This is a genomic window from Streptomyces sp. NPDC004031 (assembly GCF_053604375.1).
Genome location: NZ_JBSGHL010000026.1, coordinates 1 through 26,363, shown reverse-complemented (window position 1 = coordinate 26,363; position 26,363 = coordinate 1). Strand labels below are relative to the sequence as shown.

The following is a 26,363-nucleotide window of genomic DNA, read 5'->3' as shown; positions in this document are numbered from 1 at the left end:
CTTCCGGCCGTGAAGGCTCTCTCTACACCGTCAGCCCTGCTCCGGGCCACCGTTCTCCTCGTCGTCCGCCGTGTCCGCCTTCGCGTCCCGGTCGTCCGCCGTCTCGTCGGCGGCCTTCCCGGAGCCCGGCTGCGGTTCGGCGACCGCGACCCGGGCGGGCCGCAGATTGCGCTCACCGAGGCGGTACCCGGGCTGGAGGATCTGCACGCATGTCGTCTGCGTGACATCCGGCGAATAGCTGTGCATCAGGGCCTCGTGCACCAGCGGGTCAAAGGGCTCGCCCTCCTTGCCGAACTGCTGCAGCCCCAGCTTCGCCGCGACCGTCTCCAGCGACTCGGCCACCGACTTGAAGCCGCCGACCAGCTCGCCGTGCTCGCGCGCCCGGCCGATGTCGTCGAGCACCGGGAGCAGCTCGGTGAGCAGGTTGGCCACCGCGATCTCCTTGACGGCGACGCGGTCGCGCTCCACCCTGCGGCGGTAGTTCTGGTATTCGGCCTGCAGGCGCTGGAGGTCCGCGGTGCGCTCGTTGAGCGCGGTGCGCACCTGGTCCAGCTGTGCCCGCAGTGCGGTCAGCTCCTGGGCGTCCCCGCCACCGGCCCCCGGGGCCGCCTCGTCGGCGGTCCCGGAGTCCTTGCCTGCCGCCGAGCCCTTGCCGGGCTTGGCGTCACCGGCCTCGGAAGGGACGTCGGGCTCCGGCTCGAAGCCCTTCGGCTCCTCCGTCACGCGGCACCGTCCCTCTTGTCGTCGTCGACGATCTCGGCGTCCACGACGTCGTCGTCCGCGGCACCGGGCTGGTCGCCCGCGGCCGCGCCGGCGCCCGCCTGGGCGGCGCCGTCACCGGGCGCGTTGGCGTAGAGCGCCTGGCCCAGCTTCTGGCTGACGGCAGCGACCTTCTCGGTGGCCTCGCGGATCGACGCGGTGTTGTCGGCGTCGGTCGACTCGTTCTTGAGCTTCTCCTTGAGGTCCGCGATGGCGGCCTCGACCTCGGACTTCACGTCCTCGGGGAGCTTGTCCTTGTTGTCCGCGATGAACTTCTCGGTCTGGTAGGCCAGCTGCTCGCCCTGGTTGCGGGTCTCGGCGGCCTCGCGGCGGCGGTGGTCCTCCTCCGCGTACTGCTCGGCCTCGGACCGCATGCGGTCGACCTCGTCCTTCGGCAGCGAGGAGCCGCCGGTGACGGTCATCCGCTGCTCCTTGCCCGTGCCCAGGTCCTTCGCGCCGACGTGCATGATGCCGTTGGCGTCGATGTCGAAGGTGACCTCGATCTGGGGCATGCCGCGCGGAGCCGGCGGCAGACCGGTCAGCTCGAACATCCCGAGCTTCTTGTTGTACGCGGCGATCTCGCGCTCGCCCTGGTAGACCTGGATCTGCACGGACGGCTGGTTGTCCTCGGCCGTCGTGAAGATCTCCGAGCGCTTGGTCGGGATCGTGGTGTTGCGCTCGATCAGCTTGGTCATGATGCCGCCCTTGGTCTCGATACCGAGGGACAGCGGGGTGACGTCGAGCAGCAGGACGTCCTTGACCTCGCCCTTGAGCACACCGGCCTGGAGGGACGCGCCGATGGCGACGACCTCGTCCGGGTTGACGCCCTTGTTGGCCTCCTTGCCACCGGTCAGCTCGCGCACCAGCTCGGCGACCGCAGGCATACGGGTGGAGCCGCCGACGAGGACGACGTGGTCGATCTCGGACAGCTGGATGCCGGCGTCCTTGATCACGTTGTGGAACGGCGTCTTGCAGCGCTCCAGCAGATCGCTGGTCAGCTGCTGGAACTGCGCCCGGGTGAGCTTCTCGTCCAGGTGCAGCGGGCCCTCGGCGGACGCCGTGATGTAGGGCAGGTTGATGGACGTCTCGGTCGAGCTGGACAGCTCGATCTTCGCCTTCTCCGCCGCCTCACGCAGGCGCTGGAGGGCCATCTTGTCCTTGCCCAGGTCCACGCCGTGGCCGGACTGGAACTGCTTGACCAGGTAGTCGACGACGCGCTGGTCCCAGTCGTCACCACCGAGGTGGTTGTCGCCGTTGGTGGCCTTGACCTCCACGACGCCGTCGCCGATCTCCAGCAGCGAGACGTCGAAGGTGCCGCCGCCGAGGTCGAAGACCAGGATCGTCTGGTCGTCCTTGTCCAGGCCGTAGGCGAGCGCGGCCGCGGTCGGCTCGTTGACGATGCGCAGCACGTTCAGGCCCGCGATCTCGCCGGCCTCCTTGGTGGCCTGCCGCTCGGAGTCGTTGAAGTACGCCGGGACGGTGATGACCGCGTCGGTGACCTTCTCGCCGAGGTAGGCCTCCGCGTCCCGCTTGAGCTTCTGCAGGATGAAGGCGCTCATCTGCTGCGGGTTGAAGTCCTTGCCGTCCAGGTTGATCTTCCAGTCGGTGCCCATGTGGCGCTTGACCGACCGGACGGTCCTGTCGACGTTGGTGACCGCCTGGCGCTTGGCCACCTCACCGACGAGCACCTCGCCGTTCTTGGCGAAGGCGACGACGGACGGCGTGGTCCTGGCGCCCTCTGCGTTGGTGATGACGGTGGGCTCGCCGCCTTCGAGAACGCTGACGACGGAGTTTGTCGTGCCCAGGTCGATGCCGACCGCACGTGCCATGGTGGATTCCTCCTGCTGACTACTTGAGTGGAACTGACTCAAGGGTGCACGAGGGCCGCGGCTATGTCAACAGAGGTGAGTCGGGGCGACTCAACTTAGCCGCGCGGGGCTCGCGCACCTGGCCGCCGCAGCGGGAGCGGCTTCGGCCGCAGCAGCGGGGACGGCCCGGCCCGGGATGGGAGGGCCGCGCGGCACCTGTGCGACGCGCGACACAGATCACCAGTGGTGCGGCTTTATGGGCCCCCCGTTCCCGGGTAACCTCAGCCAGGACCGGATTAAGTTACCGCTTAGTAGAGTGAGCGCCCCTGTACGCGGGTACGAGGACGCCGTCCCTTACGGGTAACCCGTACCCGTTCCTCCCGTTCGTACCGTGCGCAGGCCCGAGGAGCCCTCATGCAACTCGCCGCGATCATCGTGTCGCTGGTCCTCACCGCGGTCGGCGTCGCGCTGTTCAGCCTCGCCGTCGCGCAGATCTACCGGTTCGTCCGGCTGGGCAAGCCCGTGCCGGCCGGCAGCCGCACGAACGACCCCACGGCCCGTACGACCACGATGCTGCGGGAGTTCGTCGGCCACACCCGGATGAACAAGTGGGGCGTCATCGGCGTCGCCCACTGGTTCGTCGCGGTCGGCTTCCTGACCCTGGGCCTGACGATCGTCAACGCCTACGGCCAGCTCTTCAAGGCCGACTGGATGCTGCCGGTGATCGGCGACTGGCTGCCGTACGAGCTGTACACGGAATTCATCGCCCTGCTCACCACGCTCGGCATCATCACCCTCATCGTGATCCGGCTGCTGAGCCTGCCCTCCCGGGCCGGCCGCAAGTCCCGCTTCGCCGGCTCCACGGCCTGGCAGGCGTACTTCGTCGAGTACGTCATCCTCGTCATCGGCGTGGCGATCCTGACGCTGCGCGGCCTGGAGGGCGCCCTGCACGGCGTGGACGGCTACGAGGCCGGGTACTTCGCCTCGTACCCGCTCGTCGCGGGCTTCCGCGGCCTGAGCACGGACACGCTGCAGAACCTCGTGTACGCCGTCGCCATGGTCAAGCTCGCCGTCACCATGACATGGGCGATCGTGGTCGGCCTCAACACCGACATGTCGGTGGCCTGGCACCGCTTCCTGGCCTTCTTCAACATCTGGTTCAAGCGCAACGCGCACGGCGAGGTCTCGCTGGGCGCCCTGCAGCCCATGACCAGCGAGGGCAAGCCGATCGACTTCGAGGACCCGGGCGAGGACGACGTCTTCGGCGTCTCCAAGGTCGAGGAGTTCTCCTGGAAGGGCATCCTCGACTTCTCCACCTGCACCGAGTGCGGCCGCTGCCAGTCGCAGTGCCCCGCCTGGAACACCGGCAAGCCGCTGTCGCCCAAGCTGCTGATCATGTCGCTGCGCGACCACGCCAACGCCAAGGCCCCCTACCTGCTGGCCGGCGGCGGCAAGAACGCCGAGGGCGAGGAGCGCGCCACACCCGAGCAGCTGGCCGACGTCCCCGCCGCCGCGCTCGCCGAGGCCGAGCGCCCGCTCATCGGCACCGCCGAGGAGAACGGCGTCATCGACCCCGACGTGCTGTGGTCCTGCACCACGTGCGGCGCGTGCGTCGAGCAGTGCCCGGTCGACATCGAGCACATCGACCACATCATCGACATGCGCCGCTACCAGGTGATGATCGAGTCGTCCTTCCCGTCCGAGGCGGGCACGATGCTCAAGAACCTGGAGAAGAAGGGCAACCCCTGGGGCCTGCCGAAGAAGCAGCGCCTGGCGTGGGTCAAGGAGGTCGACTTCCCCGTGCCCGTGGTGGGCGAGGACGTCGAGGACCTGACCTCGGTCGACTACCTGTACTGGGTCGGCTGCGCGGGCTCCCTGGAGGACCGCGCCAAGAAGACCACCAAGGCCTTCGCCGAACTGCTGCACATGGCGGGCGTCAACTTCGCGATCATGGGCGGCGAGGAGAACTGCACCGGCGACTCGCCGCGCCGCCTCGGCAACGAGTTCCTCTTCCAGCAGCTCGGCGCCGAGAACGTCGCGATGCTCAACATGGCCTTCGGCGAGGAGCTGGACGACGACGGCAGGACCGTCGCCGCGAGCCGCAAGCCGCGCTCGTCGAAGAAGATCGTCGCGACCTGCCCGCACTGCTTCAACACCATCGCCAACGAATACCCGCAGCTCGGCGGCGAGTACGAGGTCATCCACCACACGCAGCTGCTGCAGACCCTGGTCGACGAGGGCCGGCTCGTCCCCGTCACCCCCGTCGAGGGCCTCATCACCTACCACGACCCGTGCTACCTGGGCCGGCACAACAAGGTCTACACACCGCCGCGCGAGATCATCGCGAAGGTGCCGGGCCTGCGCAGCGAGGAGATGCACCGCCACAAGGACCGCGGCTTCTGCTGCGGCGCGGGCGGCGCCCGGATGTGGATGGAGGAGCGGATCGGCAAGCGCATCAACAACGAGCGTGTCGACGAGGCCCTGTCCCTCGACCCGGACATCGTCTCGACGGCCTGCCCGTTCTGCCTGGTAATGCTCACCGACTCCGTCAACGGCAAGAAGAACGAGGGCAAGGCGAAGGAGTCCGTGCAGGTCGTGGACGTCGCGCAACTGCTGCTCGACTCCGTCAGGACCGCACCGGCGCCGTCCGCGGCGGCCGCGGGAGCGGACTCGACGACGGGCTGAGCGGCCGCGCCCGCGCGCGTGTCACAGCTTGGCAGCAAAGGCCGGGCCCGGCTTCCCGCCGGGCCCGGCCTTTCGCGGCAGCGGGTACGTTCGAATCGTGGCTGGATACGAGAACCGCGACCGACGAGGGCAGGACCCGCACGCGGCGGGCTACCCGCCGCCTTCGCCCCCGCCGCCGCCGTCCCGGGCCCGCGGCGGCCGCGGGCAGGGCGCGTACGGGGGGGCCGCTCACGGCGGTGCTCCTTACGGCGGTGCTCCTTACGGTGGGCCGCAGGGGCCGTATCCGGCGCCGGGTGAGCCGGAGTACTTCGAGCCCGCCCCCGCGTACGACGACGCGCCCGGCCACACGCGGGCGTTCACGATGGGAGAGCCGGCGCAGCTCGCGGACCCGTACGCGTACGGGTCGGGGCAGGGCGGCTACGGGGACGGCCCCGGGCCCGACGGTTACGGGCCCGACCGTTACGGCGCCGACGACAACGTGGCCACCTACCGGGCCGGCCAGAGCGCGGCCCCGCCCGTAGGCCCCCGGCTGCACTGGAAGGAACTGCTCCGCGGCATCGTGCTGCGCCCCGGCCGGACGTTCTGGCAGATGCGCGACCACACGATGTGGGCCCCCGCCCTCACCGTGACCTTCGGCTACGGCCTGCTCGCTGTCTTCGGCTTCGACAGCGCCCGCCACGACGTCCTCGGCGCGACGCTGTCCGCGAGCATCCCGCTCGTGCTCATGACGGCCGTCGCCGTCACCCTGAGCGGCCTGGTGCTCAGCGCGGTCACCACCACGATGGCCCGCCAGCTCGGCGGCGACGGCGCCTGGGCCCCCACGGTGGGCCTGGCCCTCCTCGTCACGGCCGTCACCGACGCCCCGCGCCTGTTCTTCGCCCTCTTCCTGGGCGGCGCCAACAGCTTCGTCCAACTGCTGGGCTGGCTCACCTGGCTGGCCTGCGCGGCCCTCATGACGTCGATGGTCGCGAAATCGCACGACCTGCCGTGGCCGAAGGCGCTGGGCGCGTCGGCGATCCAGCTGATCGCGCTGCTGATGCTCTTCAAACTCCCCCTGATCTAGCGGGAGTTCACACCTGGGTGCGGTGGAAGTTCAGGTACGACCGGGAGGCGGTCGGCCCCCGCTGCCCCTGGTAGCGGGAGCCGTACTGCTGCGAGCCGTACGGGAACTCCGCCGGGGAGGTCAGCCGGAACAGGCACAGCTGCCCGATCTTCATCCCCGGCCAGAGCTTGATCGGCAGCGTCGCGACGTTCGACAGCTCCAGCGTCACGTGCCCGGAGAACCCCGGGTCGATGAACCCGGCGGTGGAGTGCGTGAGCAGCCCCAGCCGCCCGAGGCTCGACTTCCCCTCCAGCCGCGAGGCGACGTCGTCCGGCAGCGTGATGACCTCGTACGTCGAGGCCAGCACGAACTCGCCGGGATGCAGGATGAAGGCGTCGTCCCCCTCGGGCTCCACCAGCCGCGTCAGATCCGGCTGCTCGACCGCGGGGTCGATGTGGGGGTACCGGTGGTTCTCGAACACCCGGAAGAAGCGGTCCAGCCGCACGTCGATACTCGAGGGCTGCACCATCGACGGTTCGAACGGGTCGACGCGGACGCGCCCGCTGTCGATCTCTTTCCGGATGTCGTTGTCTGAGAGAAGCACAGACCGACCCTAACCCAAGGGGAGGCGACGCCCTCCCCTCACTTCTCCCCGCGCACACCCTCTCCCACCGGCACCGCATGCCGCAGCCGCGCACACCGAGGACACCTCACCAACCGCCCCGGCCCCAATCGCTCAGCCCCCAACTGCTGCAACGGAAACGACCCGGTGGTGAACACATGCCCCTCCGCACAACGAACAGTGCGCTCCATGTAGCCCCTTCCCCAACTCCGCGTGGCCGACAAACCCACACATTAGGGGATCCCCCCGCCCCCACCCCAGAGCCACACACCCCCACCCCAACCTACCCCTCCCCCCACCTCCCCCCGCCCCCACGCCCGATGCGGTAGAGTACGGACGGAGCTTCCCCCGGGACGGCTTTCCAGCGGATGTAGTTTAATGGTAGAACATGAGCTTCCCAAGCTCAGAGCGCGGGTTCGATTCCCGTCATCCGCTCCATTGTTAAGCCCCAGGTCAATGACCTGGGGCTTAATTGTTGTCTAGTCCAATTCGCCAGTCGCGCACCACTTGCGCACCAGATCTGGCGGTCGAATGGGACCGCAGGGCGGGGCCAAACGGTCCGTCGAATACCGACACCGGGTTCGTCTCGAATTCCGAGACGCACTTTCGGTGACCTGCGTCACACAACGAAGTGCCCATCCGCTACGGACAGTAGAGGTCGGCGCTCCCCGTAAGCCTGTCGCCGGGCGAGCAACACCGCTACGCACAGGGCGACTTGACGCCCCCCGGATGGTCACCTGACCTGCAAGGCCCAGCACAGAGCGTCGCGGTGGCAAGGTTCGGGGGCCGACGCGTGGCGCGTGCCGACCCCCGAACTGCCGGCCAGGCGGGCGTCAGGCCAGCCGCACCACTTCCGCACCAGATGGATCGTCGCCGCCCGCGTCCCGGCGCTCGGCGCGGACGCGTTCGTCGAGCCCGGCCGCGACCTCCCTCTGGCGTTCCAGTGTCGAGTGCTGATAGATCAGGGCGGCCTTCTCCGAGGACTGGCCGGCGCGAACCATGGCGTCCTTGAGGGTGCCGCCCGACTGGGTGACAAGAGTGTTTCCGGTGTGGCGAAGGTCGTAGAAGCGGAAATTGTCGGGCAGGCCGACTTCCGCACGGGCTTTGCGCCATTTACGACCGAAAGTCGACCGGCGAAATGGGGCCCCACGTTCCCCGACGAAGAGCAGGCCGTCCGGCTCCTTTGCTGCGAACCAGTCGAGGTGCCTTCGCACGTCGACCGTCAGGAACCCTGGGAGGACGACCGTACGTTTGCCCGCACGGGATTTCGGGTCACCGGTGGCACGCTGCCCCGTGGTGAGTTCCGGCGAGGCACGGCTGATCCGGAGCAGCACAGGCTCATGGGCCACGCCCCGCCGTCGCTTCAGCTCGTCCGGCTCCTCGGGTGCGACGACGTCGGTACGCCGCAGTTCGGCCTGTTCCTCGGGGCGGAGGCTGCCGTAGGCGGCGAAGTAGACCATCAGGCGCCAGCGCGGGCCCATGGCCTCGGCGACCGCGTCGACCTGCTCGACGGTGGCCACCGGACGCTCTTCGGCTTCCTCCTTGCCCGCACCCTTGATCCGGCAGGGGTTGCGGCGGATGAGTTCGTCGTCGGTCGCCGTCTCCAGGATCGCTTTGAGCAGGCGGTAGCTCTTCGCGACGGTCGTGGCGCCCGTGGCCTCCAGCCGTTCGGCTCGCCAGGCCCGGACCCGACCCGGTGCGATCTCGTCGAGGTCCATGTTCTGGAAGGTCGGCAGGATGTGCAGCCGCAGGAGGCGGCGGTACAGCTCGTCGCTGGTCGGTGCGAGGCCGCGCTCGTCGACCCAGCGCAGCGCGTACTCCTCGAAGTTGACTGCTCCGGCATCCGGGTCGGTCCAGTCCCCGCGAGTGAGGTCGGCCTCGACTTGGGAGAGCCAGACCTCGGCGTCGGTCTTGGTCACGAAGGTCTCCGGCGCGTTGCGACGCAGGCCGGTGGGGTCGACGTAGCTGGCGGTCCACCGCCCGGAGCGGTATTGCCGGAGCGATCCGAAGCGGCGCTTGGTGCCTTTCGTGTTTCCCATCAGGCCGCCCTCCCGTAGTGGGCTCGGGCTCGTCGGCGGGTGACCGGCTGGACGGTGTTGACGAGGACGTAGGCGTCGAGTGTCGTTTCGGAAAGGCGGACGTGGCGGCCGACCTTGACGAAGGCGATCCGCCGCTCGGATATGAGGCGGCGGACGAAACGTTCGCCAGTGCCGAGGCGCTCGGCGGCCTCGGCGACGTTCAGAAGGCGTTCAGGCACGGGCGACCACCTCCGCGGCGGCGCGCAGCGCGGGGAGGTGGTGCGGGGATGGAGCGGGCGGGCGCAAGACAGGGCTCCTTCTCCGGTCGGCGCGGGGTGGCAGCCCCAGTGATGCCGGCCGGTGGTTCAGGGATGGGCGGAAGCTGTGGAGGGCTTTCGGGGGGACGTCATGTTGTACCTCGTGAAATGCGTTTTGGGAAACGGCATTTTCGGGTGTACAACGCGGCTGCGCAATTGCCGGAGCAGGTAGCAGCCCGGACGGTAGCACCGAATCCCGGATGAGCCCTGAACTAACCCAGAACGGACAACACGGACTCCACGACAGAGCGTTGACCTGGCACGACCTCTGGTTTGGACGATCCGTGATCTACGGCTACGGTGCGGCCCATACGCCGCAAGGATTTCCCCGCTGACTTCTCTCGAAAAGCAGAGCAATGTATGGACTGTTCGAACGGTGTGTGGTTTAACTGTCGTTCCCACCGTCCATAACAAGAAAGGCCCCCGGCGCTGAGAACGCCGGAGGCCGAAGCAGAAACCCCGTCCGCCCATCCCTGAACGGTCCGCCAGCACGCCGGGGCTGCCACCCCGCATGGCCCGCTGACAAGGAGCTCTGTGCCCCACCCTATGACCCCGTGCCCCCGCCGCGCACTCCCCTTCGGCCGCCCGGTCCCGAAGGCGGGGTGCTGAGGGATGGCCCGAATACGCACCATCAAGCCCGAGGCGTTCGCCTCGGAGTCACTGGCCGCGGTGTCCCTGTCGGCCGAGCGGACCTTCTTCGGCCTGCTCACCCAGGCCGACGACCACGGCCGCTTCCGCGACCAACCCGCCGTCATCGCCGGCCTGCTCTGGTCGCTCCGCCCCGACCACGGCCCCCTCGGCGTCGAGGACGACCTCACCCAGCTCGCCGCCGCCGACCTCGTCTGCCGCTATGAAGGCGACGACGGCAAGCGCTACCTCCACGTCGTCACCTGGCACCGCCACCAGAAGATCAACCGCCCCAGCGGAGTCCGCGCACCCGCCTGCCCCCACCACGACGGGACGGCCGATGCCCGTGAGGCGTCACCGAGTACGCAGCGAGCCCTCCGTGAGGGTGCGGTGAGCCCTCACGGAGGATTCACCGAGGACTCGCGAAAGAGCAGCGAGCCCTCGCCGAATCACGAATCAGCAGGTCAGAGCGGATTCGGCGAGGCTTCACCGAGGGCTCACGGAGGGCTCACCGAGCCCTCCGTGAGTCCTCGTCGTCCGGATCTAGGACCTAGGATCGTGGATCTAGGATCTGTTCCTTCGGGGGGCGCGAGCGCCCCCGCGCCCAGCCCTTCCGTCTCGGCGAAGCAGCTCCTTGACGAGTACGTCGCCGCGTGCGCGCACCGCCCGCCGAGGCAGTTCCTCGGGCACCTGGGCCGGACGGTCAACCAGCTCGTAGGCGAAGGCATCTCCCCGGACCACATCCGCCCGGCTCTGGAGCGGCTCCGCATCAAGGGCCTGAGCCCGAGCGTGCTGCCGAGCCTGGTCAACGAGGCCATGAACGCCGCACCCGCGCAGGGCAACCCGTGCCCGCCGCACCGCGCGTGGACCAACCCCGCCGATGTCGAGGCCGCCTACGGCGGTGACCTGTGACCACCGCTACCCGCGAACCGAGCACCGCCGCAGGCGCAGTGAACCGCCTCGCCGCGATCCTCACCGCACGGGGCATCGCCCCGGACACGGCGCCCGCGCCACCGGTCCCGGCGCCGGTGACCGCGCTGGAGCTGGCCGACGCCCGCATCCCGCCCCGCTACCAGGGCGCCATGGCCGACCACCCGCGCGTCACCGCCTGGGTCGCCGAGGTCACCGCCGCGAGCAGGCCCGGCCCCGGCGGCACGCGCGGGATCGGCACCGGCCCTTCGCTGCTGATCGCCGGCCCCACTGGCACCGGCAAGACCCACCAGGCGTACGGGGCCGTCCGTGCCCTCCTCGCCGCCGGGGTGCGGCTGCGCTGGGAGGCGACCACCGCAGCCGACCTGTACGCCGCACAACGCCCCCAGCAGGGCAACGACGCCGAACAGCAGCTCTGGCGCCTGGCGCGTAGCCCGCTCCTGCTGCTGGACGACCTCGGCGCAGCCAAGCAGTCCCCGTGGACGGAGGAGCTGACCTACCGCCTGGTCAACCACCGCTACAACCAGCTCCTGCCGACCCTGGTCACCACCAACCTGCCCGTCGCCGAGCTGCGCGACGCCGTCGGCGACCGCGTCGCCTCCCGCCTCGCAGAGATGACCGACCGCGTCATCCTCACCGGCCACGACCGCAGAAGGCACACCGCCGCCTCGTAAGCGGCCCCGGGCCGCAGCCCGCCTTCACTTCACGCCCCCGCCTCGCTCCTCCGCTGACGCCTGCCCGCGCGCGGAAGCACAGCCCACACCCGGAGTCCCCGCATGCCCCCGAACACCCCCGCCACAGCCCACCAGGCAACCGCCTGGGACCGCGCAGCCGTCACGCTCCTCGGCGCCGCCGGCTGCACCCTGTCCTACGACGCCCTCCAGCAGATCGCCTTCGCCATCCACGTCCGCCCCACCCTGACCTACCTCTTCCCCCTGATCATCGACGGCTTCATCGCCTACGGCGTCCGCGCCCTCCTTGTCCTGCGCGACGCACCCTTCCGCGCCCGCCTCTACATCTGGACCCTCTTCGCCACCGCCACCACAGCAAGCGTCTGGGCCAACGCACTCCATGCCATCCGCCTCAACCAGCAGACCCCCACCACCGGCCTGCACCTGGACGACACCACCGTCGGCATCCTGTCCACCATCGCCCCGCTCGCCCTCGCAGGAGCCGTCCACCTCCACATCCTCATCACCCGCGCCGACAACGCCCCGCCGACGACCGGCACCGTCACCCAGCCCGAAACCGCCGAGCATCAGCACGAGACTCCAGTCGGCCCCGAGCAGGAGATCCAGCACACCCGCCCCGAACTCACCCCGACACGCCACGAAACAGCCCACCCGGTCCACCGCATCGGCAGGCCGCCCAGCGCGGAACTCGACGAGCTCCTCGTCCTCGCCTGCCCCGCCTTCCATTTGCACGAAACTCCCACCCGCGCCGTGGTCCGCGAGACCATCCGCGCCGCCGGCCACACCATCAGTGAGGACCGCCTCACCCAGCTCCTCACCACACTCCGCCGCGAACGCGACAGCCACTGACCGGAAGTCTCTCCAGGTCAACCCGCGAACCAGCCCCACCTGGTCCGCTCAACCGGTCAACACCCGAAGCGGCGGTCCCCCGCGCGAAAACCCCCGGACCGCCGCCCACGGGCCCTCTCAACCCGGCCTGCGGGGAGCTCACCCTGTTCAGTTACTGAACAGGCGGGCCGTTCAGTAACTGAACAGAAGCCGTGTTCTGAAACTGAACGGACGCCCCTCGCCTCGTTCCGCCACGGAACACAGCGCCCCAACCCCTCAGCACGAGGCCGGGACGCAGCAGCGTCCGGCCCGACCCACCCACACACCCTCCCTCGCCGAAACGAGCGCCCCGATGCCCCTCCGCCACGAAACCCCCGCCATCCCCATCCCAGTCACCCGCCCTGTCCGCGACGAGACCGGTACCGCCTCCGCCCGCCCCCTCAACAGCCCGTACAGCACTGAACGCCCAGCCTCCGGCGGAGCAAGTTGTGCGCTGGGACACTCCCCCGTCGGGGGAGCGTCCCGCGCCGCAGCCTCCGCCCCGGGGGTGGCGCAGGACACCGGCCGCCGGGGGGCGACCGATGCAGAGCGTGGGCCCGAAGGCAGCCCCACACCAAGGACGAGCCCACCGCGTACGAGTCCGCAGCGTCGTACCCGCACGCGTCAGAACAAGCAGCGCGCAGCCGTCAGCGTCCGACTCAGCGCCACAGAGCGCGCCCTTCTGAAAGCCGCTGCCGACCACACCGGCGCGAGTCTCGCCAAGTTCATGGCCCAGGCGGCCCTGGCCGCAGCCCACGACGTCAACCGCGTAGCGGCGAACCTCCTCGACCTGCGCGGCACCATCCGCGAACTCGTCGCCGCACGAACCGACCTGGCCCGCGTCGGCAACAACGTCAACCAGATCGCCCGCACGGTCAACGCCGGCGGCGACCCGATCGGCGCCGAGGCCACGCTCCTCGCCGTCCGACACGCCGCCGACCGACTCGAAGCGGCCGCCCAGGCTCTGACCGAGCGCACGTGATCCCCTCCATCCACAAGCCGGGCTCGAACTCGGCCGGTGCGATCGGCTACCTCTACCGAACCGGCCGCGGCCACGAGGCCCACACCGACCCCCACCTCGTCGCCTCCTTCGACGGCCTGGCGCCCGACCCCGGCAGGAACCCCGCAGCGACGTTCAAGCAACTGGCCGCCTACCTCGACCTGCCAGTCAAGGCCATCGATCCGGCCGAACGTCCCAACAAGCCTGTCTGGCACTGCTCAGTCCGCGCCGCTCCCGAAGATCCCGTCCTCACCGACTCCCAGTGGGCAGACATCGCCCGCCGCATGACCGCCGCCACCGGCATCGCTCCGACAGACGACGACGGCGCCTGCCGGTGGATCGCCGTCCGACACGCCGACGACCACATCCACATCCTCGCCACCAAGGTCCGCCAAGACGGCGGCAAACCCCGTGACTCCTACTCCTACAAACGCGCCCAAGCCGAAGCCCGCCGCATCGAGATCGACTACGGGCTGCGCCGTGTCACCTCCGGCGACGGCACCGCCGCCAAACGCCCCACCCGCGCCGAAACCGAGAAAGCCCACCGCACCGGCCGACAGAGCACGCCGCGCGAGCAGCTCCGCGCCACGATCCGCACCGTCATCGCCGTCTCCACCAGCCCCGAGGAGTTCTTCCACCTGCTTACCGCCAGCGGCATCACGACCGAGATCCTGCGGATGCCCTCCGGCGACATCCGCGGCTACAAAGTCGCCCTCGACGGCGACACCAACGCCGACGGCCATCCCATCTGGTTCGCCGGCTCCACCCTCGCCCCCGACCTGTCCTACCCCCAGATCCGCAACCGCCTCACCGCAACCGAACCGCCACCGACCGGCACCCGCAGGCCCAACCCCTGGCACCAGGCCACCGCCGCCACCGAACGCATCCCCCACCACCTCGACCAACCCGACGACCCAGCCTCCCAAGCCCACATCACCGCCTTCGCCGAAGCCCTCGACGCCCTCCCTTTCTACGCACCCGAAGACCTGCGACCCCAGCTCCGCCAGGCCGCCCTCGACTTCGAACGCGCCAGCCGCTCCCGTATCCAAGCCGACCACCAACACGCCCGAGCCCTACGAAGCGCCATCCACGCCATCGCCAGGCAACCCGTGACCAGCGACGGAGCGGCCGTCGCCATGTTCCTCGACAGTGCCGTCCTCGCCCTGATCGCCATCCGCCGCTGGCACGCCGCCCACCACCACGACCAGCAAGTCGCAGCCACCCGCCGCACCCTCACCGACCTGCAGACCGCCTACGCCCAGGCCTCAGCCGTACCCCTGGCCACCCTCTCCGACCGTCGTCCACCACGAGCAGCCGCTGAACGCCACGCCCAACAAGTACGCGAATTCATCCCCACCCACGCCGACCAGATCCTCAACGACCCCACCTGGCCGGCCCTCGCCACCGCCCTCAGCGACGCCCGGACCGCCGGCCACGACCCCGCCCATCTCCTCCGCCAAGCAGCCGACCAACGAGCACTCGACGACGCCCGATCCCCTGCCCAAGTCCTCACCTGGCGCCTCCAACGCCTCACCCAACGCCCCGTACTCAGCCCCCGAGCCCGCGCCGCTCAAGCCCGCAGCACCATCCCGACGGGTTCGAGTCCGCTCGCGGAGACCGCGCAGCCGACGATGCCCGCGCACCAACCACCACCATATTCCCGTCACCGTTGATGGGCAGCTTCCCCCACCGTTTGCGCTCCAGTAGAACAAACGGGCAGTTCATGCGTCGGTGATTTCGCCCATGTTGGCCGATGTGGCATGAACCCCGGCGGGACCTAATCACTCCCTGCCGGGGTTCTCCCTCAGCGCGGAGCGCGCTTTGGAAATATGAGATGCCGCGAGCTCGCGAGCGCTATAGGCGCGGTCTGCGGCCTTCTTTCCAACGGCTAGGAATCCGAAGAGGCCCGTGATGAACCCGACCAAGACGGCACTGAAGCCCGCGACACGGGCGGTTTTAACAGCGTACCGAAGGTTCATACGGGCCGCGGTTCGCTGTCCTTGCGCCCATCGTTTCCTCGCCGAGTCGGTCGCATTGGCCGTGCCCGTGGCGCATACTTCTGCGAGCGCGACGAAGACGAATGCCGAGGTCATCACCCCACCGAAGGCGCAACCCAGGGCGGCAATAACACCGCTGACACGGTCACCCATCGATAGTCGGTCCGTAAGCAGAGCTGCCGCTAGGCAGTAACCGGACCCCCCTAACAGTGAGGCAGTGAGCAAGATCCAGCCGATCAAAGCCTCACCTGGCCCCGTCTGCTCTGTTTCGTCGAGTCGATACCCGTTTGGGCCTTCGCTCTCGTGAAGCTGATGTTCCTGGGACGCCTGGGATTCGTCAGCTTCCCGATAGTCTTCGCCCGACTGGTAGTTTTTGACTCCACCGTAAACGTCCCCGGCGATAAACACGCCAGGCCCGTGGTTGTGCTGCGCGCCGTTTCTCTGGGGGTCAGTCGTCTCTGCCATGCCCTGCGCCATGGTTGATAGTGAGGCCGCCTTCGACGTGTCCGCTAATGAACGCGCCCGATCCATGGTTGTGCTGGTTGACCACCGAGATCCTGCGGTCTTGCCGGGCCAGAGCTAACAGCTCTGCATACGCTGCCGGTTCTGACTCAGCGAGCTGTGCGAGTAGCGGAGCCCATACGAGGGCGGCGGCCTGGGTGACGGCCTCGCGATCACTCGCTGTGGCCTGCCCCACGGCGGCCCGATGTTGGTCCAGATACTCTAGATGAACTGCTACCTCGGGCTCTTGCACGCTGCGCCGGATCAGGCGGCCAACAGCCTCCCGGACGCGCCGATACCCCTCCTCGGATGCCTGGGTGAGGAAGGTCGCTGCCACGGTGGTGGCCGCGAACGTCATTTCGTCCACTTCATTTCCCCCCAACTGATCGCAGTACTGTAGTCCCGCGTGCTGGGGGGCGACAGCCGGAACGCTTCATCCCGCTCTCTGGATCTGGGCTCAGTTCGGAGGCGCAACTCAGCACTTCGCAAGATGTGTTAGTGAGTGCTCCGCCTCACTGTTGGACTATCGTGCCCCACGGGCATCGCTGGGTAGAAGGCTGCGCAAGTCGCACAGTGTGCCGACCTGCTGTTCTTCGTCGGGTTCACGCGCGAGTGTCTATGGTGTCCACCACCGCGCCCAAGATCGTCGCGTCCGGTACGTCTGCCGCTTGTGATTGACATTCGCACGCAACGCAGCGCGGAGGCCGCACACGCGGTCGCCGATACCCTAGTCCACCCTCGCGACCAACATCACCCATCCCAGAGCTGCGGGCCACGACGCCACCCACCTCCTCCGTCAGCCGCCGACCAATCGAGGCTCAAATCAGTGATCACTCTCGGCAGATTGGCGCCTGCGTTCCAGCACCACCAGCGGGCAGTTCAACGCTGTTGCGAGCCTTGCCAGATTCGCGGGGGTCGCGCTGCGCCACCCAGACTCGATCTCCCCCATCAACTGCTCGGAGATGCCGATTTCGCCAGCGAGCGCCCGTTTCGTCAGCCCGGCCTTCTCCCTCGCCCATGTCACCGCTTCCGGCTCTTGGTGCAGACTCCGCGGCCGGACCCGTCTCCTCGCGGTGCGCTCAGCGCTGTTCTCGGTCACCGGGACGCTCGCTGCTGAGCGTCCGGGGAATCGATGGGGTCGGCGTCATCGTCGGCAACGACAGCCCATACCCGCTTCCCCACGCCATCACGCTCGCTCACACCCCACCGCGAGCCGGTGAGCACGTCCACGAGAAGAAGTCCGCGTCCGCATTCCTCATCCGCGGTCGCTTTCCGGAGCTCCGGCCAGTTCTCGTTGGCGTCGTGCACCTCGATGCGCACACCGCCGAGCGCCCGCTCGTAACGCGTCTCGATCTGGCGCCCACGAGGAGGGCACGCGTGCCGGACCGCGTTACCGAAGAGTTCCGAAAGGACCAACTCAGCGGTCGCCGCGAGCCGACTCAGGCCCCAGGCTTCCAGTTCCTGCCGCAATTCCTGCCGGGCCGCGCCCACGCACCGAGCGCTGCGCGGCCACCGCCTCACCAGGATCGGGGCCTCGTCACCGCTTCCCGAATATGTCACCAGGTCTCTCCCCACTTGGTATCCATCGACGTGTCTCAGGAAGACCAAAGCGGTGAAGCCGTACCGCGGACCACGCGTCATGCACACAGAGCTGTCGGCCATGCACGCTGTGCATAAGCAGCGCAGAGCGAGCCGCCCCTGCGCCGGGAGTCAGTCCCTGACGGCGACGCTCGGCGCGAGCAGTTCCAGCGCCTCTTCCCACCGGAACCGGTCCGCGCCCCCACCCGACTTCGGCGGGTGCGGTTCGTAACCGCTGATCAGGACACCCATCGTGCGCAGCCGCGCCAGGCTCTCGCCGTATGCGGGGTGGGCGGCCATCGCGCTGTTTACGTAGGGCAGTACGGCCGTGGGAATGCCCATCCCGTAGGCCTCGCACAGGATGCCGAGCGCGAGCGTGTCGGAGATACCGGCCGCCCACTTGTTGATCGTGTTGTAGGTCGCTGGCGCCACCGCGATCGCATCGGCCGGCGGCAGCGGGCGGACGTCACCGGGCTTCCGCCACGCCGACCGGATCGGGTACCCCGTCTCTGCCTCGACCACCGCCTGATCGATGAAGCCGAGCCCGAGCGGCGTGGCGACAACGCCCACATCCCAGCCACGGTCCTGCGCTGCCGAGATCAGCGTGCCCACGTCCGGTGCCACACCGGCCGCGCACACGACAACGTAAAGGAACGGCCTCTTCGGCGAATCGCTCACGCGGGCACTCCCAACCGACGGGCGAAGTGATGCAGTTCCGGCAGCGTACGACGCCGGTCGCGCGCAGCCATGTCGGCGACCAGCTCCCGCACGGCAGGTCGGCGTACGTCCTGGGCGGCGCAGCTCTCGGCGATCCGCAGCGCCTGATAGCCGTCGGCGAGACGGCCCTGCTGGCTGTACGCGCGGGCAGCATCCGTCCACAACGCAGCCCGTCGCTCCGGGACCGGAATGTGGCGGCGCATGAGCGGCCGTGCGGCCTGGAGCGCCAGCCCGGCGTCGCCGAGGAGAACGGACGCGTTCACCGCGTGCAGTTCGACGTTGGTCAGGCTGAAGTTGGACCACCTGTCGGGCTCGCTGCCCGGCATCGTCTCGGCGACCTCACGTGCCTCGGTGAGGAAGTCCTTTACGGAGCTGCGGTCGCCGCCCAGTCCTGCAGCCGTCACCCCCCGCAGGAGAAGCATCCCGAGGACAGCAAGGTGCCGGGGAGACCGGCGGTCGTACGAGCCCGACATGTGGTCCACGGTGTGCCGGACCAAGGTGACTGCTTGGGCGGTGTGATGCTCCCTGGCCAGCAGATGGGCGTGCAAGCGCACGCTGGAAGCCAGCACGACCGGGTCGCCTGACCGCTCAGCCTCTGCCATCGCACGACCCACCGCGAGCCAAGCGTGGCCGTGATCGCCGTGCTTGAGGAGAAGGCTCGCGGTGGTCTGATAGGCGGCGGCCAGCATGCCAGTCGCCTCCGACGAGCCGACGGCAGCACGGCGGAGGTCGCCGATGAGAGCGGGCAGCTGGAGTTCGAGGCGGGCGTAGTCGCAGGCGAGGAACAGGGCACGCAAACTCTTCATCCTGCTGGCCAGCTCAGGTAGGCCCTCCTCGTCGGTGCTCACCGTCGGCACGGCACCAGGAAGAAGCGACTGGACGAGTTCCCCGTACGGAATCGCGGACGGTGCAGGTGCGGCGAGCGTGGCGACGCCCGCGGCAAGGAATGTGCGACGGTGCATGTCCTCTGTGGTCTCTCGATCAGCGTTGTCGGCGATGGGAGCAGTCGCCAGTCCCAGCATCTCCAAGGGGATGCGGAGCTCCATGGCGACGGCACGCAGCACGCGTAAATCCTCCGTGCCTCTGCCTTGTTCGAGGCGACTGACCTTTGACTGGTGGTATCCCAGCGCAGCCGCAACATCGGTCTGGGAACGTCTCGCGAGCACACGCGCATGCCGGATGATCTCGCCGGTCTTCTTCGCCTCGTCCTGCTCTGCGACCATGCGCGCGGCTCCCTCCGCCGTCGCCGATCCTGCCCCTTGAACAGAGCCCGGGAACACCCCGCCTACCTCCCATGCGGGGTCTGCATAACCCATGCAGCACCAGCAGGTCAGGTGGAGCGGCGGGTACGGGCGACGGTTTCGTGGTGAGCCATACCCATCCTGGAGGTCCCGCATGGAACCGCAGCGCCTCAATTCCCGGGGCACAGCGCCGACCACGGCCGCCGAAGTCATCGCCATCCGCCCTGGCCCGCCGCTCACCGGCACAGTGACCGTCGACGGCTCGAAGAACGCTGCCTTGCCGCTGCTGGCCGCGGCGGCCGTGCTCCGCTCGCCTGTACGTCTGAGCAATCTCCCCGATAGCACGGACGTGCACGTCATGATCGCGCTCCTCCGAGAAGCCGGCCTCGACGTGGGCGGGTGCCCGGCCCCGGGGAACGCTGCGCTGATTGCGCCGGGCAGCATCAGGCGGACGACTTCCGAACTCTTCACCGCCGCAGGCCGTATCCGGGCCTCGTACTACCTGGTCCCCGCTCTCCTCGCCCTCTACGGGAAGGCACGTCTGCCCTGGCCCGGCGGCTGCCGTATCGGCGACCGCGGGATGGAGCAGCACTTCCGGGTCTATGAGGCGTATGGCGACCGGTGTACGAGTCATCAGCAGGGCTACGGCGTCGAAATGGCCCGTGCCCATCGCGGCACCGTGTCCGTGGCCCTGCCGTTCCGCTCCCGGGGAGCGACGGTTGCAGCGATCCTGCGCGCGGTTGTCTCCGGAACCGAGCTGCGGCTGGCCAGGCCGAACCTCTCACCCGAGGTGCTCGGCGTACTCGACGCGTTGGGGACCATCGGCTGGACCCGCGACGCACACAGGGAACTCCTCGTGCTCGTCCCGCCACGCCACTTGGTGGAGGGCTCCAGCTCGTGGTCCGTGCCGGGCGACAAGATCGAGGCCGGAACCCTGGCCTGCGCGGTTGCCGCCACCGGCGGTGTTGCCCGCATCGAGGGCATCCGGAGCCGTGACGTCGCCCCCGCGGTGGCACAACTGCGCCGAGCCGGCATCACGATCACGGAGGAGCCCGACGCGTTCGTCGTGGACGCACGGGAGATCAGCCTCGTCGAGCGCCCGTTGCACGCTTCGGCATCCTTGTCCCCTGACGGCCTCGACGCCGACTTCGAACCCTCCCTGCTGGCCCTGGCGCTCGGCGTACCCGGGCACCACGCCTTCGCGGACACGATCAACCCCGGCCGCCACGCCAACCTGATCCCTCAGCTGCGCAGCATGGGCGCGGACATCCAAGAGCTCTCGCCTACGCAGTGCCGGTTCTCCGGTCCGCAACAGCTGACAGGCGCCGGTGTGGAGACCACCGATATCCGCACCGGAGCCGCTCTTCTCATCGCGGGACTGACCGCCCACGGCATCACCACCCTCGGCGGCCTCGAACAGCTCCGCCGCGGTCATGCCGACCTGCCGGGCAAACTACGGTCGCTCGGCGCGGACATCTGCGAGGTCGCGCCATGACGCGACGGCTCCGATGCGTGATCGCCACCACCGACTTCCACTCCGCCTTCGACGACGTGACACCGCTGCTGCGCCACCTGTCCGCCACCCGCCCGAACGCCCTCATCGTGGACAGCGGCGACTTCTTCGAGGGGACCGGCTACTACCGGCTCGGCGGCGGCGCACTTGAACGGGCCACCTTGCTCGGTCTGTACGACGTGATCGCACCCGGCAACCACGGCTGGCGGCACTACTTCGAATCCGACCTGCACCGCATCACCGTCTGCGCCAACGCATACGAGGCGGGCGGGCGGCGGCTCTTCCGCCCGGTGGACATCCGCCGCGTCGGCGGCCGAACGACGGCTGTGACCGGCGTACTCGGCCCCCAGGCGTTCAACGCCATCCCGTACGCCCAACGCGTCGGCCAGCGCGTGGTCGACCCGGCCCACGCGCTCCGCGAACTGCAGCTCGCGCACGGGGAGGTGGACTCCTGGATCGTGCTGAGCCACTCCGGCTTCGAGGAGGATCTGCGTCTCGCCCACGTGTGCCCGTTCATCGACGTCATCTTCGCCGGCCACTGCCACGACAGTCAGTACGGACCCGTCCGCGTAGGCGACACGACCGTCCTCAAGGGATACGAACTCGGCGCCGGATACGCCTGCGCCGAGCCGTCCGACCGTGGCTGGGCCACGCGGGTCTCCCGATTCCCCGACACCGGACCGTCCCAGCTCTCGGACGAACTGGAACCGGTACGAGCCTGGATCCGCGCTGCCGGGCGACAGCTCTCCGTGGCGCTGGGTCCGGTGAGCGCGCCGTACCGGCACACCGCCCTGGACCGTCGAGCGCTGCTGACTGACGTGGTGAACCGTCTCCGCGTGGGGGCCACGACGGACGCGGTGCTGCTCAACGAAACCGCCCTGCGGACCGCCACGCTCAGCGACACCCTGACGCGCGGCGACCTCCTCGCCGTCGAGCCGTTCGACAACCAACTCGTACGCGCGACCGTCCCCGATCACTTTCAGGACAACCCGGATTCCCTCGCAGCCCACATCACGGCGTACGCAGGCCCGATCGTCACGGCCCCGGTCCCGCTCCCACAGCGCCCGCAAACCATCCTGACCACCGGCTACCTCGCCGACGCCCTGGCCACCCCCGCGGATGCGACCGGCATTCCACTCGCCCAGGCCGTGCGGCACGCCCTCACCGAAGGGACCTCCCTTGATCCTCACCGGCCCTGAAATCGCCCTTGCCGCAGGCGACGGACGCTTACGCATCTCACCTTTCGACCACGCCCAGGTCAATCCCAACAGCTACAACGTCCGTCTCGGGTCAACCCTGCTCGTCTACGCCGAGGGCATCCTCGACGCTCACCGCCCCAACCCCACACGCCACGTCGAGATCAGCAGCGAGGGACACGTGCTGGAACCCGGGCAGCTCTACCTCGGCCACACCGTCGAACGAGTCGGCTCGGACACCTTCGTCCCGTTGCTCTTCGGCCGCTCCTCGGTCGGACGCCTCGGCCTGTTCGTGGAGATCACCGCCCCGATCGGGGATATCGGCTTCCATGGTCAGTGGACACTGATGCTGTCCCCGATCAGGCCGCTGCGGGTCTACGCCGGCATGAAGATCGGGCAGATCATGTTCTTCGTCGCCGTCGGCCCGATCACCCCGTACGCGGGTAAGTACCAGTCCGCCGACGGTCCGCAGGCGTCCGCCTACTGGCGAGACCTCGTCCCTGCTCCGAGGGCCGCCTCGTGATCCTCACGGGGGCCGCAATTGCCGCGGCCCTCGCGGCGGGTGAGATCGCCATCGAGCCCTTCGACCCGATGCGTCTCTCCCCGAACGCCTACGACTGGCGGCTCGGCGAGACCCTGCACGCCTGCGATGGCCCTCTCGACGCCGCGCGGCCCACGGCCTTCACTGAAATCCCCCTGGGGGCCTCCGGATTCGTCCTGCGGCCAGGGGTGCTCTACCTCGGCGACACGTACGAGAAGACCCGCTCGGAACGATACGCACAGTTGCTCAACGGCAACCGCACCATCGGCTCCCTCGGCATCTGGGTCCACGTCTCGGCACCCCTCGGACACCAGGGCCACGCCATCCGGTGGACCTTGGAGATCCGCGCGGCCGTGCCGGTGCGCGTCTATCCCCGGATGACCTTCGGCAAGCTGGCCTTCCTCCACACGCTCGGCGCTGCGGCGAGCTACCGGCAGCACGGCCTGAAGTACGCGGCCAGCAAGGGCGCCGAGACCTCCCGGCTGTACGAGGAACTCGCAGGGGGGCGGTCATGACCCCCAGGGTGGCCACTCTCCTGGACCTGCCCTTCCCCAGCCCCGGTGGAAGTGTCGAGCTCTTCCTCGACCTCTACACGGGGACCCAGCCCCTCGTTCCTGCCGCCGCCTTCATGCTGGCGTCAGGCGGGAAGCAACCCTTGCTGCCGCAGGGGCTGAACGTCCTCAACGTCCCTGGCAAGTGTCTGCAAGGCAGGGCGTTCGACGCGTACGTCGAGAGGCTGCGGGCCGCAATCGCGAGCGCTATTCAACCGGCAGACGTGAGCACGCTCCACCTTCACCACCTCGCGTTCGGAGCCTCCCCTGCCCTCCTCCGAGCGCTGCCCGCAGCCCGCCGGATCGCCCTGGTCCACGGCACCGATCTCCTCTACGCCGAGATGTACCGGGACCAGCACGGCGCCCTCCAGCACTGCGCCAGAGCAGCGGACGCCATCGTGGTCCCCACCAAGGCGATGGCCGATCGACTCCTCACGCTCGCCCCGGGAATCGCCCGCCGAAAGATCGAACTCATCCCCTGGGGCATCCCGGACCAGCTCCTGTCCTCGGCAGCGAGCCCACGCCCGCGCCGCACTGACCACCTACGGCTGCTGTACGCCGGCCGCCTCACCTCCGAGAAAGGCGTCGAGGCTCTCGTCCACTCCCTCGTCTCCACGCCCACGGTAGAACTGAGCATCGCGGCCCCGCCCACCCAGTTCCAGGCCCTGGCGCCGCTGCTGCACCGCCTGGGAGTGCACGTTCACTACCTCGGGTGGCTCCGCCGTCCACAGCTGTGGAAAGCCTTCGCCGACCACGACGTACTGGTCATGCCCTCGACCACGTTCGAGGCCATGGGCCTGGTCGCCCTCGAAGCCCAGGCCTGCGGGCTGCCCGTCCTCTACCAACCCGTTCCCGGCCTAGACGAGACCCTGGCCTCCACCGGCATGGCGACCGACTTCACCAGCCCCACCACCCTCACGCGCGATCTCACCCGACTCCGTACGACACCCGGTCTGCTCGACGCCCTCCGCACCGCGGGCCGCGCCAACGCCGCCCGCTACCCACTCAGCGCCACGGCTACCGCCCTGACCGACCTTGGCAAGCAACTGAACTGACTGCCGCCGTGGCGTGCCCACCCGCCTTCCGCGGTCTCACTACGCTGGCCGGAGGGCAACCTCCAGCACTCGACGGGGAGACCATGACGCTCGATACCGACCGCATCCACCAGCTCCTGGACGACGGCGTACGCGACAAGGTCTACCCAGGCGCCGTCTGGGCCGTCGGCGACGCCGACGGCACCACGGCCAGCGGAGCGGTCGGTCTCCTCGACCCGGCCGAGCCGGGCGAGCCGATGCGGCTGGACACCGTCTTCGACATCGCCAGTCTCACCAAGATCCTCGCCGTCTGGTCCACCATCGGCACTCTCGTCGAAGCGGGCAAGCTCCAGCTCGACGCCCCGCTCGGTACCTTCTGGCCTGAGGTCAAGGGCCACCCCCTCGGCCCAGTCACGGCCCACCACCTGCTGACCCACACCGCCGGCCTCCCCCTACGGGCCAACCTGCGCAACCTCTACGGCACCGACCCCCAGGATGTCCGCGACGGTGTCCTCCACGAAGCCCTCCACCGCCAACCCGGCGAAGCCGTCGAGTACACCGACCGCGCAGCCCTCATCCTCGGCTACCTGGCGGAATACCTCTCAGGAGACCCGCTCGACCGCATCGCGCTGACCCGTATCTGGCAGCCCCTCGGCATGACAGAGACCACTTTCGGTCCACTCTCACCGGAGTCAGTGGCTCGCAGCGCCCCCACCGAGCTGAACGACGAGACCGGCAACCACCTCAAGGGCACAGCCCACGACTTCTCCGCCCGCCTCCTGGGCGGTGTCTGCGGCATCGCCGGCGTCTTCTCCACCGCCACCGACCTGGCCACCTTCGCCCGCCACATGCTCAAGCCCACACAGGCGGCCTTCGGCCCGACGTGGATCACGAACTCCCTCCGCATCCACACCGGCGGCCTGACCCCCGCCCGCGGCCTCTTCTGGCACCCCGCCCCCGGCACAGACCCACTGGTCGAAGACACCTGGGTCCACTACGGTTTCACCGGCACGGCGTTGTGGGTCTCCCCCACCCACCAAGAGTGGGCCGTCCTCCTCACCAACAAGCTCTTCCACACACGCGACCGCGCCCCCCTAACGCAAATCCGCAATGTGTTCCGGGAGCTGGCGCTTCCGGTTCAGCGCCGGGCCGGGTAGCGCGCCCTCCCAACTACGCAGCCCGGGTCGGGAATTATCTGGGCGCGAATGGCTTGCCGTTGCCGTACAACGACACCGCGCGCCGGAAGATCATGTCCAAGCAGGCGGAGCAGCGGATCCTGGCTTATTTCCACACCTCGGAGGCCGCTGCTCTGTGGGGAGCCCTGTTCCGCAAGACCAGCTGCGCGGTGGCGTACGCGCATGGCGAGGCGGCCTACAACGGTCACTCGGCATCGCGAGCTCTGCGACATCTGCCCACCCGAACAGATCGCGCGCTGCGCCGGCGACTGGGTGCGACCGGACCTCGCCCAGGTGACCGCCGACGCGGCGCTCGGGACAACCGGCCCCGTCGAGATCGACGAACGCGCCATCATCGTCGAAGGCCTGGACGAACCGCCTTGCTACTTCGTCCAGCACGGCTACGGCTACCAGTGCCACGACCGCAGCAAGCCGCACCACCACCGCCTGCACGGACGCGCCCCCATCGGATGGCCCGGCCCGGCGGAGAACGGAACCACCCCGTGAACTACAGCGCCTGGCCGCCCCTGTTCGTCGTGGACGTCGAGGGAAACGGCGCCAGCCCGCCCGACCTGGTCGAAGTCGCCGCCCTCCCCATCCGCAACGGCCGCCCCGACACCTCCGCCGCCGGGGCCTGGCTGATCCGCCCACCCCGGCCCGTCACCCCCCGCGCCGCCCACGTTCACGGCCTGACCAACGACCGCCTCGCCACCGCACCCCCGTGGGACGACGTCTCCGGCGCCGTCCACGACCTGCTCGGCACCGCATGGATCTGCGCCCACAACGCCCACACCGACCACCGCGTCCTGACCGCCCACCTCCCCGACTGGCACCCCACCAGCGTCCTGGACACCCTCCGCCTGGCCAAGACCACGCACCCCGACCTGCCCAGTTACAGCCTCGACGCCCTCATCACCCACCTCACCCCCGACCTGAGCGCCGCGCCCGCGGC

Annotated in this window: 26 protein-coding genes and 1 tRNA gene; 16 read left to right on the top strand and 11 right to left on the bottom strand. The window is 69.1% G+C overall.

The genetic code is table 11. From position 1 onward, the window contains the following. Positions 1-30: 30 nt before the first annotated feature. Both grpE and dnaK read right to left on the bottom strand, forming a co-directional pair. The gene (gene grpE, locus ACWERV_RS18625) at positions 31-723 is read right to left on the bottom strand and encodes a nucleotide exchange factor GrpE (protein ID WP_398173881.1); all 693 of its coding nucleotides are present in this window, start codon (positions 721-723) and stop codon (positions 31-33) included. Then, positions 720-2,588 (bottom strand): molecular chaperone DnaK, encoded by a 1,869-nt coding sequence (dnaK, locus tag ACWERV_RS18620; protein ID WP_452934153.1) that lies wholly within the window; start codon positions 2,586-2,588, stop codon positions 720-722. The genes grpE and dnaK overlap by 4 nt, the downstream gene beginning before the upstream one ends. Before the next feature lie 393 nt (positions 2,589-2,981). On the opposite strand from dnaK, the gene ACWERV_RS18615 reads away from it, so the two are divergent. Next, positions 2,982-5,252 (top strand): (Fe-S)-binding protein, encoded by a 2,271-nt coding sequence (locus tag ACWERV_RS18615; RefSeq protein WP_452934151.1) that lies wholly within the window; start codon positions 2,982-2,984, stop codon positions 5,250-5,252. A 97-nt stretch (positions 5,253-5,349) separates the two neighbouring features. After that, entirely contained in the window at positions 5,350-6,315 is a 966-nt protein-coding gene (locus tag ACWERV_RS18610; RefSeq protein ID WP_452934148.1) for a Yip1 family protein, read from the top strand. A gap of 7 nt (positions 6,316-6,322) precedes the next feature. Here the strand turns inward: ACWERV_RS18610 and dcd (ACWERV_RS18605) are convergent, their stop codons facing one another. Continuing rightward, a complete protein-coding gene (dcd, locus tag ACWERV_RS18605) occupies positions 6,323-6,898 on the bottom strand; it encodes a dCTP deaminase (RefSeq protein WP_398173890.1) in 576 nt (191 codons plus the stop codon). Between the two features lie 382 nt (positions 6,899-7,280). Here dcd (ACWERV_RS18605) and ACWERV_RS18600 point away from each other — a divergent pair. After that, positions 7,281-7,354: transfer RNA gene (locus ACWERV_RS18600), tRNA-Gly, on the top strand. Between the two features lie 395 nt (positions 7,355-7,749). On the opposite strand, the gene ACWERV_RS18595 is transcribed toward ACWERV_RS18600, so the two are convergent. Together ACWERV_RS18595 and ACWERV_RS18590 are read right to left on the bottom strand one after the other, a co-directional pair. Continuing rightward, complete coding sequence (locus ACWERV_RS18595) at positions 7,750-8,955, bottom strand: tyrosine-type recombinase/integrase (RefSeq protein ID WP_452934145.1); 1,206 nt, start codon at positions 8,953-8,955, stop codon at positions 7,750-7,752. Next, a complete protein-coding gene (locus ACWERV_RS18590) occupies positions 8,955-9,173 on the bottom strand; it encodes an excisionase family DNA-binding protein (protein ID WP_452934142.1) in 219 nt (72 codons plus the stop codon). Before ACWERV_RS18590 ends, ACWERV_RS18595 begins: the two co-directional genes overlap by 1 nt. A gap of 690 nt (positions 9,174-9,863) precedes the next feature. Here ACWERV_RS18590 and ACWERV_RS18585 point away from each other — a divergent pair. From ACWERV_RS18585 to ACWERV_RS18565, 5 genes are all read left to right on the top strand, one after another. Further along, positions 9,864-10,790 (top strand): hypothetical protein, encoded by a 927-nt coding sequence (locus ACWERV_RS18585; protein ID WP_452934140.1) that lies wholly within the window; start codon positions 9,864-9,866, stop codon positions 10,788-10,790. Next, positions 10,787-11,482, top strand: coding sequence for an ATP-binding protein (locus ACWERV_RS18580; protein ID WP_452934137.1), 696 nt, complete (start codon positions 10,787-10,789; stop codon positions 11,480-11,482). Before ACWERV_RS18585 ends, ACWERV_RS18580 begins: the two co-directional genes overlap by 4 nt. Positions 11,483-11,584: 102 nt before the next feature. Then, positions 11,585-12,349, top strand: coding sequence for a DUF2637 domain-containing protein (locus tag ACWERV_RS18575; protein ID WP_452934135.1), 765 nt, complete (start codon positions 11,585-11,587; stop codon positions 12,347-12,349). A gap of 331 nt (positions 12,350-12,680) precedes the next feature. Beyond that, positions 12,681-13,349: a plasmid mobilization protein gene (locus ACWERV_RS18570; RefSeq protein WP_452934132.1), complete on the top strand. Its 669-nt coding sequence runs from the start codon at positions 12,681-12,683 to the stop codon at positions 13,347-13,349. Continuing rightward, positions 13,346-15,040 carry a relaxase/mobilization nuclease domain-containing protein gene (locus tag ACWERV_RS18565; protein WP_452934129.1) on the top strand — a complete coding sequence of 565 codons (1,695 nt, stop codon included), beginning with the start codon at positions 13,346-13,348 and terminating at the stop codon, positions 15,038-15,040. Before ACWERV_RS18570 ends, ACWERV_RS18565 begins: the two co-directional genes overlap by 4 nt. A 108-nt stretch (positions 15,041-15,148) precedes the next feature. On the opposite strand, the gene ACWERV_RS18560 is transcribed toward ACWERV_RS18565, so the two are convergent. The 6 genes from ACWERV_RS18560 to ACWERV_RS18535 all read right to left on the bottom strand — a co-directional run bounded on the left by ACWERV_RS18560 (position 15,149) and on the right by ACWERV_RS18535 (position 19,383). Continuing rightward, positions 15,149-15,829, bottom strand: a complete 681-nt coding sequence (locus tag ACWERV_RS18560; protein ID WP_452934127.1) for a hypothetical protein — start codon at positions 15,827-15,829, stop codon at positions 15,149-15,151. After that, complete coding sequence (locus ACWERV_RS18555; RefSeq protein WP_452934124.1) at positions 15,813-16,232, bottom strand: hypothetical protein; 420 nt, start codon at positions 16,230-16,232, stop codon at positions 15,813-15,815. Before ACWERV_RS18555 ends, ACWERV_RS18560 begins: the two co-directional genes overlap by 17 nt. A 456-nt stretch (positions 16,233-16,688) precedes the next feature. Then, complete coding sequence (locus tag ACWERV_RS18550; RefSeq protein ID WP_452934122.1) at positions 16,689-16,964, bottom strand: helix-turn-helix domain-containing protein; 276 nt, start codon at positions 16,962-16,964, stop codon at positions 16,689-16,691. After that, complete coding sequence (locus ACWERV_RS18545; protein WP_452934119.1) at positions 16,961-17,527, bottom strand: ATP-binding protein; 567 nt, start codon at positions 17,525-17,527, stop codon at positions 16,961-16,963. The genes ACWERV_RS18550 and ACWERV_RS18545 overlap by 4 nt, the downstream gene beginning before the upstream one ends. A gap of 48 nt (positions 17,528-17,575) precedes the next feature. Next, positions 17,576-18,121: a flavoprotein gene (locus tag ACWERV_RS18540; protein WP_452934116.1), complete on the bottom strand. Its 546-nt coding sequence runs from the start codon at positions 18,119-18,121 to the stop codon at positions 17,576-17,578. Then, entirely contained in the window at positions 18,118-19,383 is a 1,266-nt protein-coding gene (locus ACWERV_RS18535; RefSeq protein WP_452934114.1) for a helix-turn-helix domain-containing protein, read from the bottom strand. The genes ACWERV_RS18540 and ACWERV_RS18535 overlap by 4 nt, the downstream gene beginning before the upstream one ends. 172 nt (positions 19,384-19,555) lie before the next feature. On the opposite strand from ACWERV_RS18535, the gene ACWERV_RS18530 reads away from it, so the two are divergent. The 8 genes from ACWERV_RS18530 to ACWERV_RS18495 all read left to right on the top strand — a co-directional run. Beyond that, positions 19,556-20,896, top strand: a complete 1,341-nt coding sequence (locus ACWERV_RS18530; RefSeq protein ID WP_452934111.1) for a UDP-N-acetylglucosamine 1-carboxyvinyltransferase — start codon at positions 19,556-19,558, stop codon at positions 20,894-20,896. Then, positions 20,893-22,113, top strand: a complete 1,221-nt coding sequence (locus ACWERV_RS18525) for a metallophosphoesterase (RefSeq protein WP_452934108.1) — start codon at positions 20,893-20,895, stop codon at positions 22,111-22,113. The genes ACWERV_RS18530 and ACWERV_RS18525 overlap by 4 nt, the downstream gene beginning before the upstream one ends. Further along, positions 22,094-22,633: a dCTP deaminase gene (gene dcd / locus ACWERV_RS18520; protein WP_452934106.1), complete on the top strand. Its 540-nt coding sequence runs from the start codon at positions 22,094-22,096 to the stop codon at positions 22,631-22,633. Before ACWERV_RS18525 ends, dcd (ACWERV_RS18520) begins: the two co-directional genes overlap by 20 nt. Then, on the top strand, positions 22,630-23,166 hold the full coding sequence (locus ACWERV_RS18515) for a dCTP deaminase (RefSeq protein ID WP_452934104.1): 537 nt from the start codon (positions 22,630-22,632) through the stop codon (positions 23,164-23,166). The genes dcd (ACWERV_RS18520) and ACWERV_RS18515 overlap by 4 nt, the downstream gene beginning before the upstream one ends. Beyond that, positions 23,163-24,257 (top strand): glycosyltransferase family 4 protein, encoded by a 1,095-nt coding sequence (locus tag ACWERV_RS18510; protein WP_452934102.1) that lies wholly within the window; start codon positions 23,163-23,165, stop codon positions 24,255-24,257. The genes ACWERV_RS18515 and ACWERV_RS18510 overlap by 4 nt, the downstream gene beginning before the upstream one ends. A gap of 83 nt (positions 24,258-24,340) precedes the next feature. Further along, a complete protein-coding gene (locus tag ACWERV_RS18505; RefSeq protein ID WP_452934100.1) occupies positions 24,341-25,393 on the top strand; it encodes a serine hydrolase domain-containing protein in 1,053 nt (350 codons plus the stop codon). A 291-nt stretch (positions 25,394-25,684) separates the two neighbouring features. Then, positions 25,685-25,918 carry a hypothetical protein gene (locus ACWERV_RS18500; protein WP_452934097.1) on the top strand — a complete coding sequence of 78 codons (234 nt, stop codon included), beginning with the start codon at positions 25,685-25,687 and terminating at the stop codon, positions 25,916-25,918. After that, positions 25,915-26,363 (top strand): 3'-5' exonuclease (locus ACWERV_RS18495; protein WP_452934095.1); only part of this gene is annotated, 449 nt, incomplete at its 3' end. The genes ACWERV_RS18500 and ACWERV_RS18495, both read left to right, overlap by 4 nt.

What these genes read in the sequence shown, in the direction of transcription:
- dnaK (WP_452934153.1), bottom strand. Translation starts at nt 2,588, where the DNA reads ATGGCACGTGCGGTCGGCATCGACCTGGGCACGACAAACTCCGTCGTC.
- ACWERV_RS18615 (WP_452934151.1), top strand. Translation starts at nt 2,982, where the DNA reads ATGCAACTCGCCGCGATCATCGTGTCGCTGGTCCTCACCGCGGTCGGC.
- ACWERV_RS18595 (WP_452934145.1), bottom strand. Translation starts at nt 8,955, where the DNA reads ATGGGAAACACGAAAGGCACCAAGCGCCGCTTCGGATCGCTCCGGCAA.
- ACWERV_RS18585 (WP_452934140.1), top strand. Translation starts at nt 9,864, where the DNA reads ATGGCCCGAATACGCACCATCAAGCCCGAGGCGTTCGCCTCGGAGTCA.
- ACWERV_RS18575 (WP_452934135.1), top strand. Translation starts at nt 11,585, where the DNA reads ATGCCCCCGAACACCCCCGCCACAGCCCACCAGGCAACCGCCTGGGAC.
- ACWERV_RS18570 (WP_452934132.1), top strand. Translation starts at nt 12,681, where the DNA reads ATGCCCCTCCGCCACGAAACCCCCGCCATCCCCATCCCAGTCACCCGC.
- ACWERV_RS18560 (WP_452934127.1), bottom strand. Translation starts at nt 15,829, where the DNA reads ATGGCAGAGACGACTGACCCCCAGAGAAACGGCGCGCAGCACAACCAC.
- ACWERV_RS18545 (WP_452934119.1), bottom strand. Translation starts at nt 17,527, where the DNA reads ATGGCCGACAGCTCTGTGTGCATGACGCGTGGTCCGCGGTACGGCTTC.
- ACWERV_RS18535 (WP_452934114.1), bottom strand. Translation starts at nt 19,383, where the DNA reads ATGGTCGCAGAGCAGGACGAGGCGAAGAAGACCGGCGAGATCATCCGG.
- ACWERV_RS18530 (WP_452934111.1), top strand. Translation starts at nt 19,556, where the DNA reads ATGGAACCGCAGCGCCTCAATTCCCGGGGCACAGCGCCGACCACGGCC.
- ACWERV_RS18525 (WP_452934108.1), top strand. Translation starts at nt 20,893, where the DNA reads ATGACGCGACGGCTCCGATGCGTGATCGCCACCACCGACTTCCACTCC.
- ACWERV_RS18510 (WP_452934102.1), top strand. Translation starts at nt 23,163, where the DNA reads ATGACCCCCAGGGTGGCCACTCTCCTGGACCTGCCCTTCCCCAGCCCC.
- ACWERV_RS18505 (WP_452934100.1), top strand. Translation starts at nt 24,341, where the DNA reads ATGACGCTCGATACCGACCGCATCCACCAGCTCCTGGACGACGGCGTA.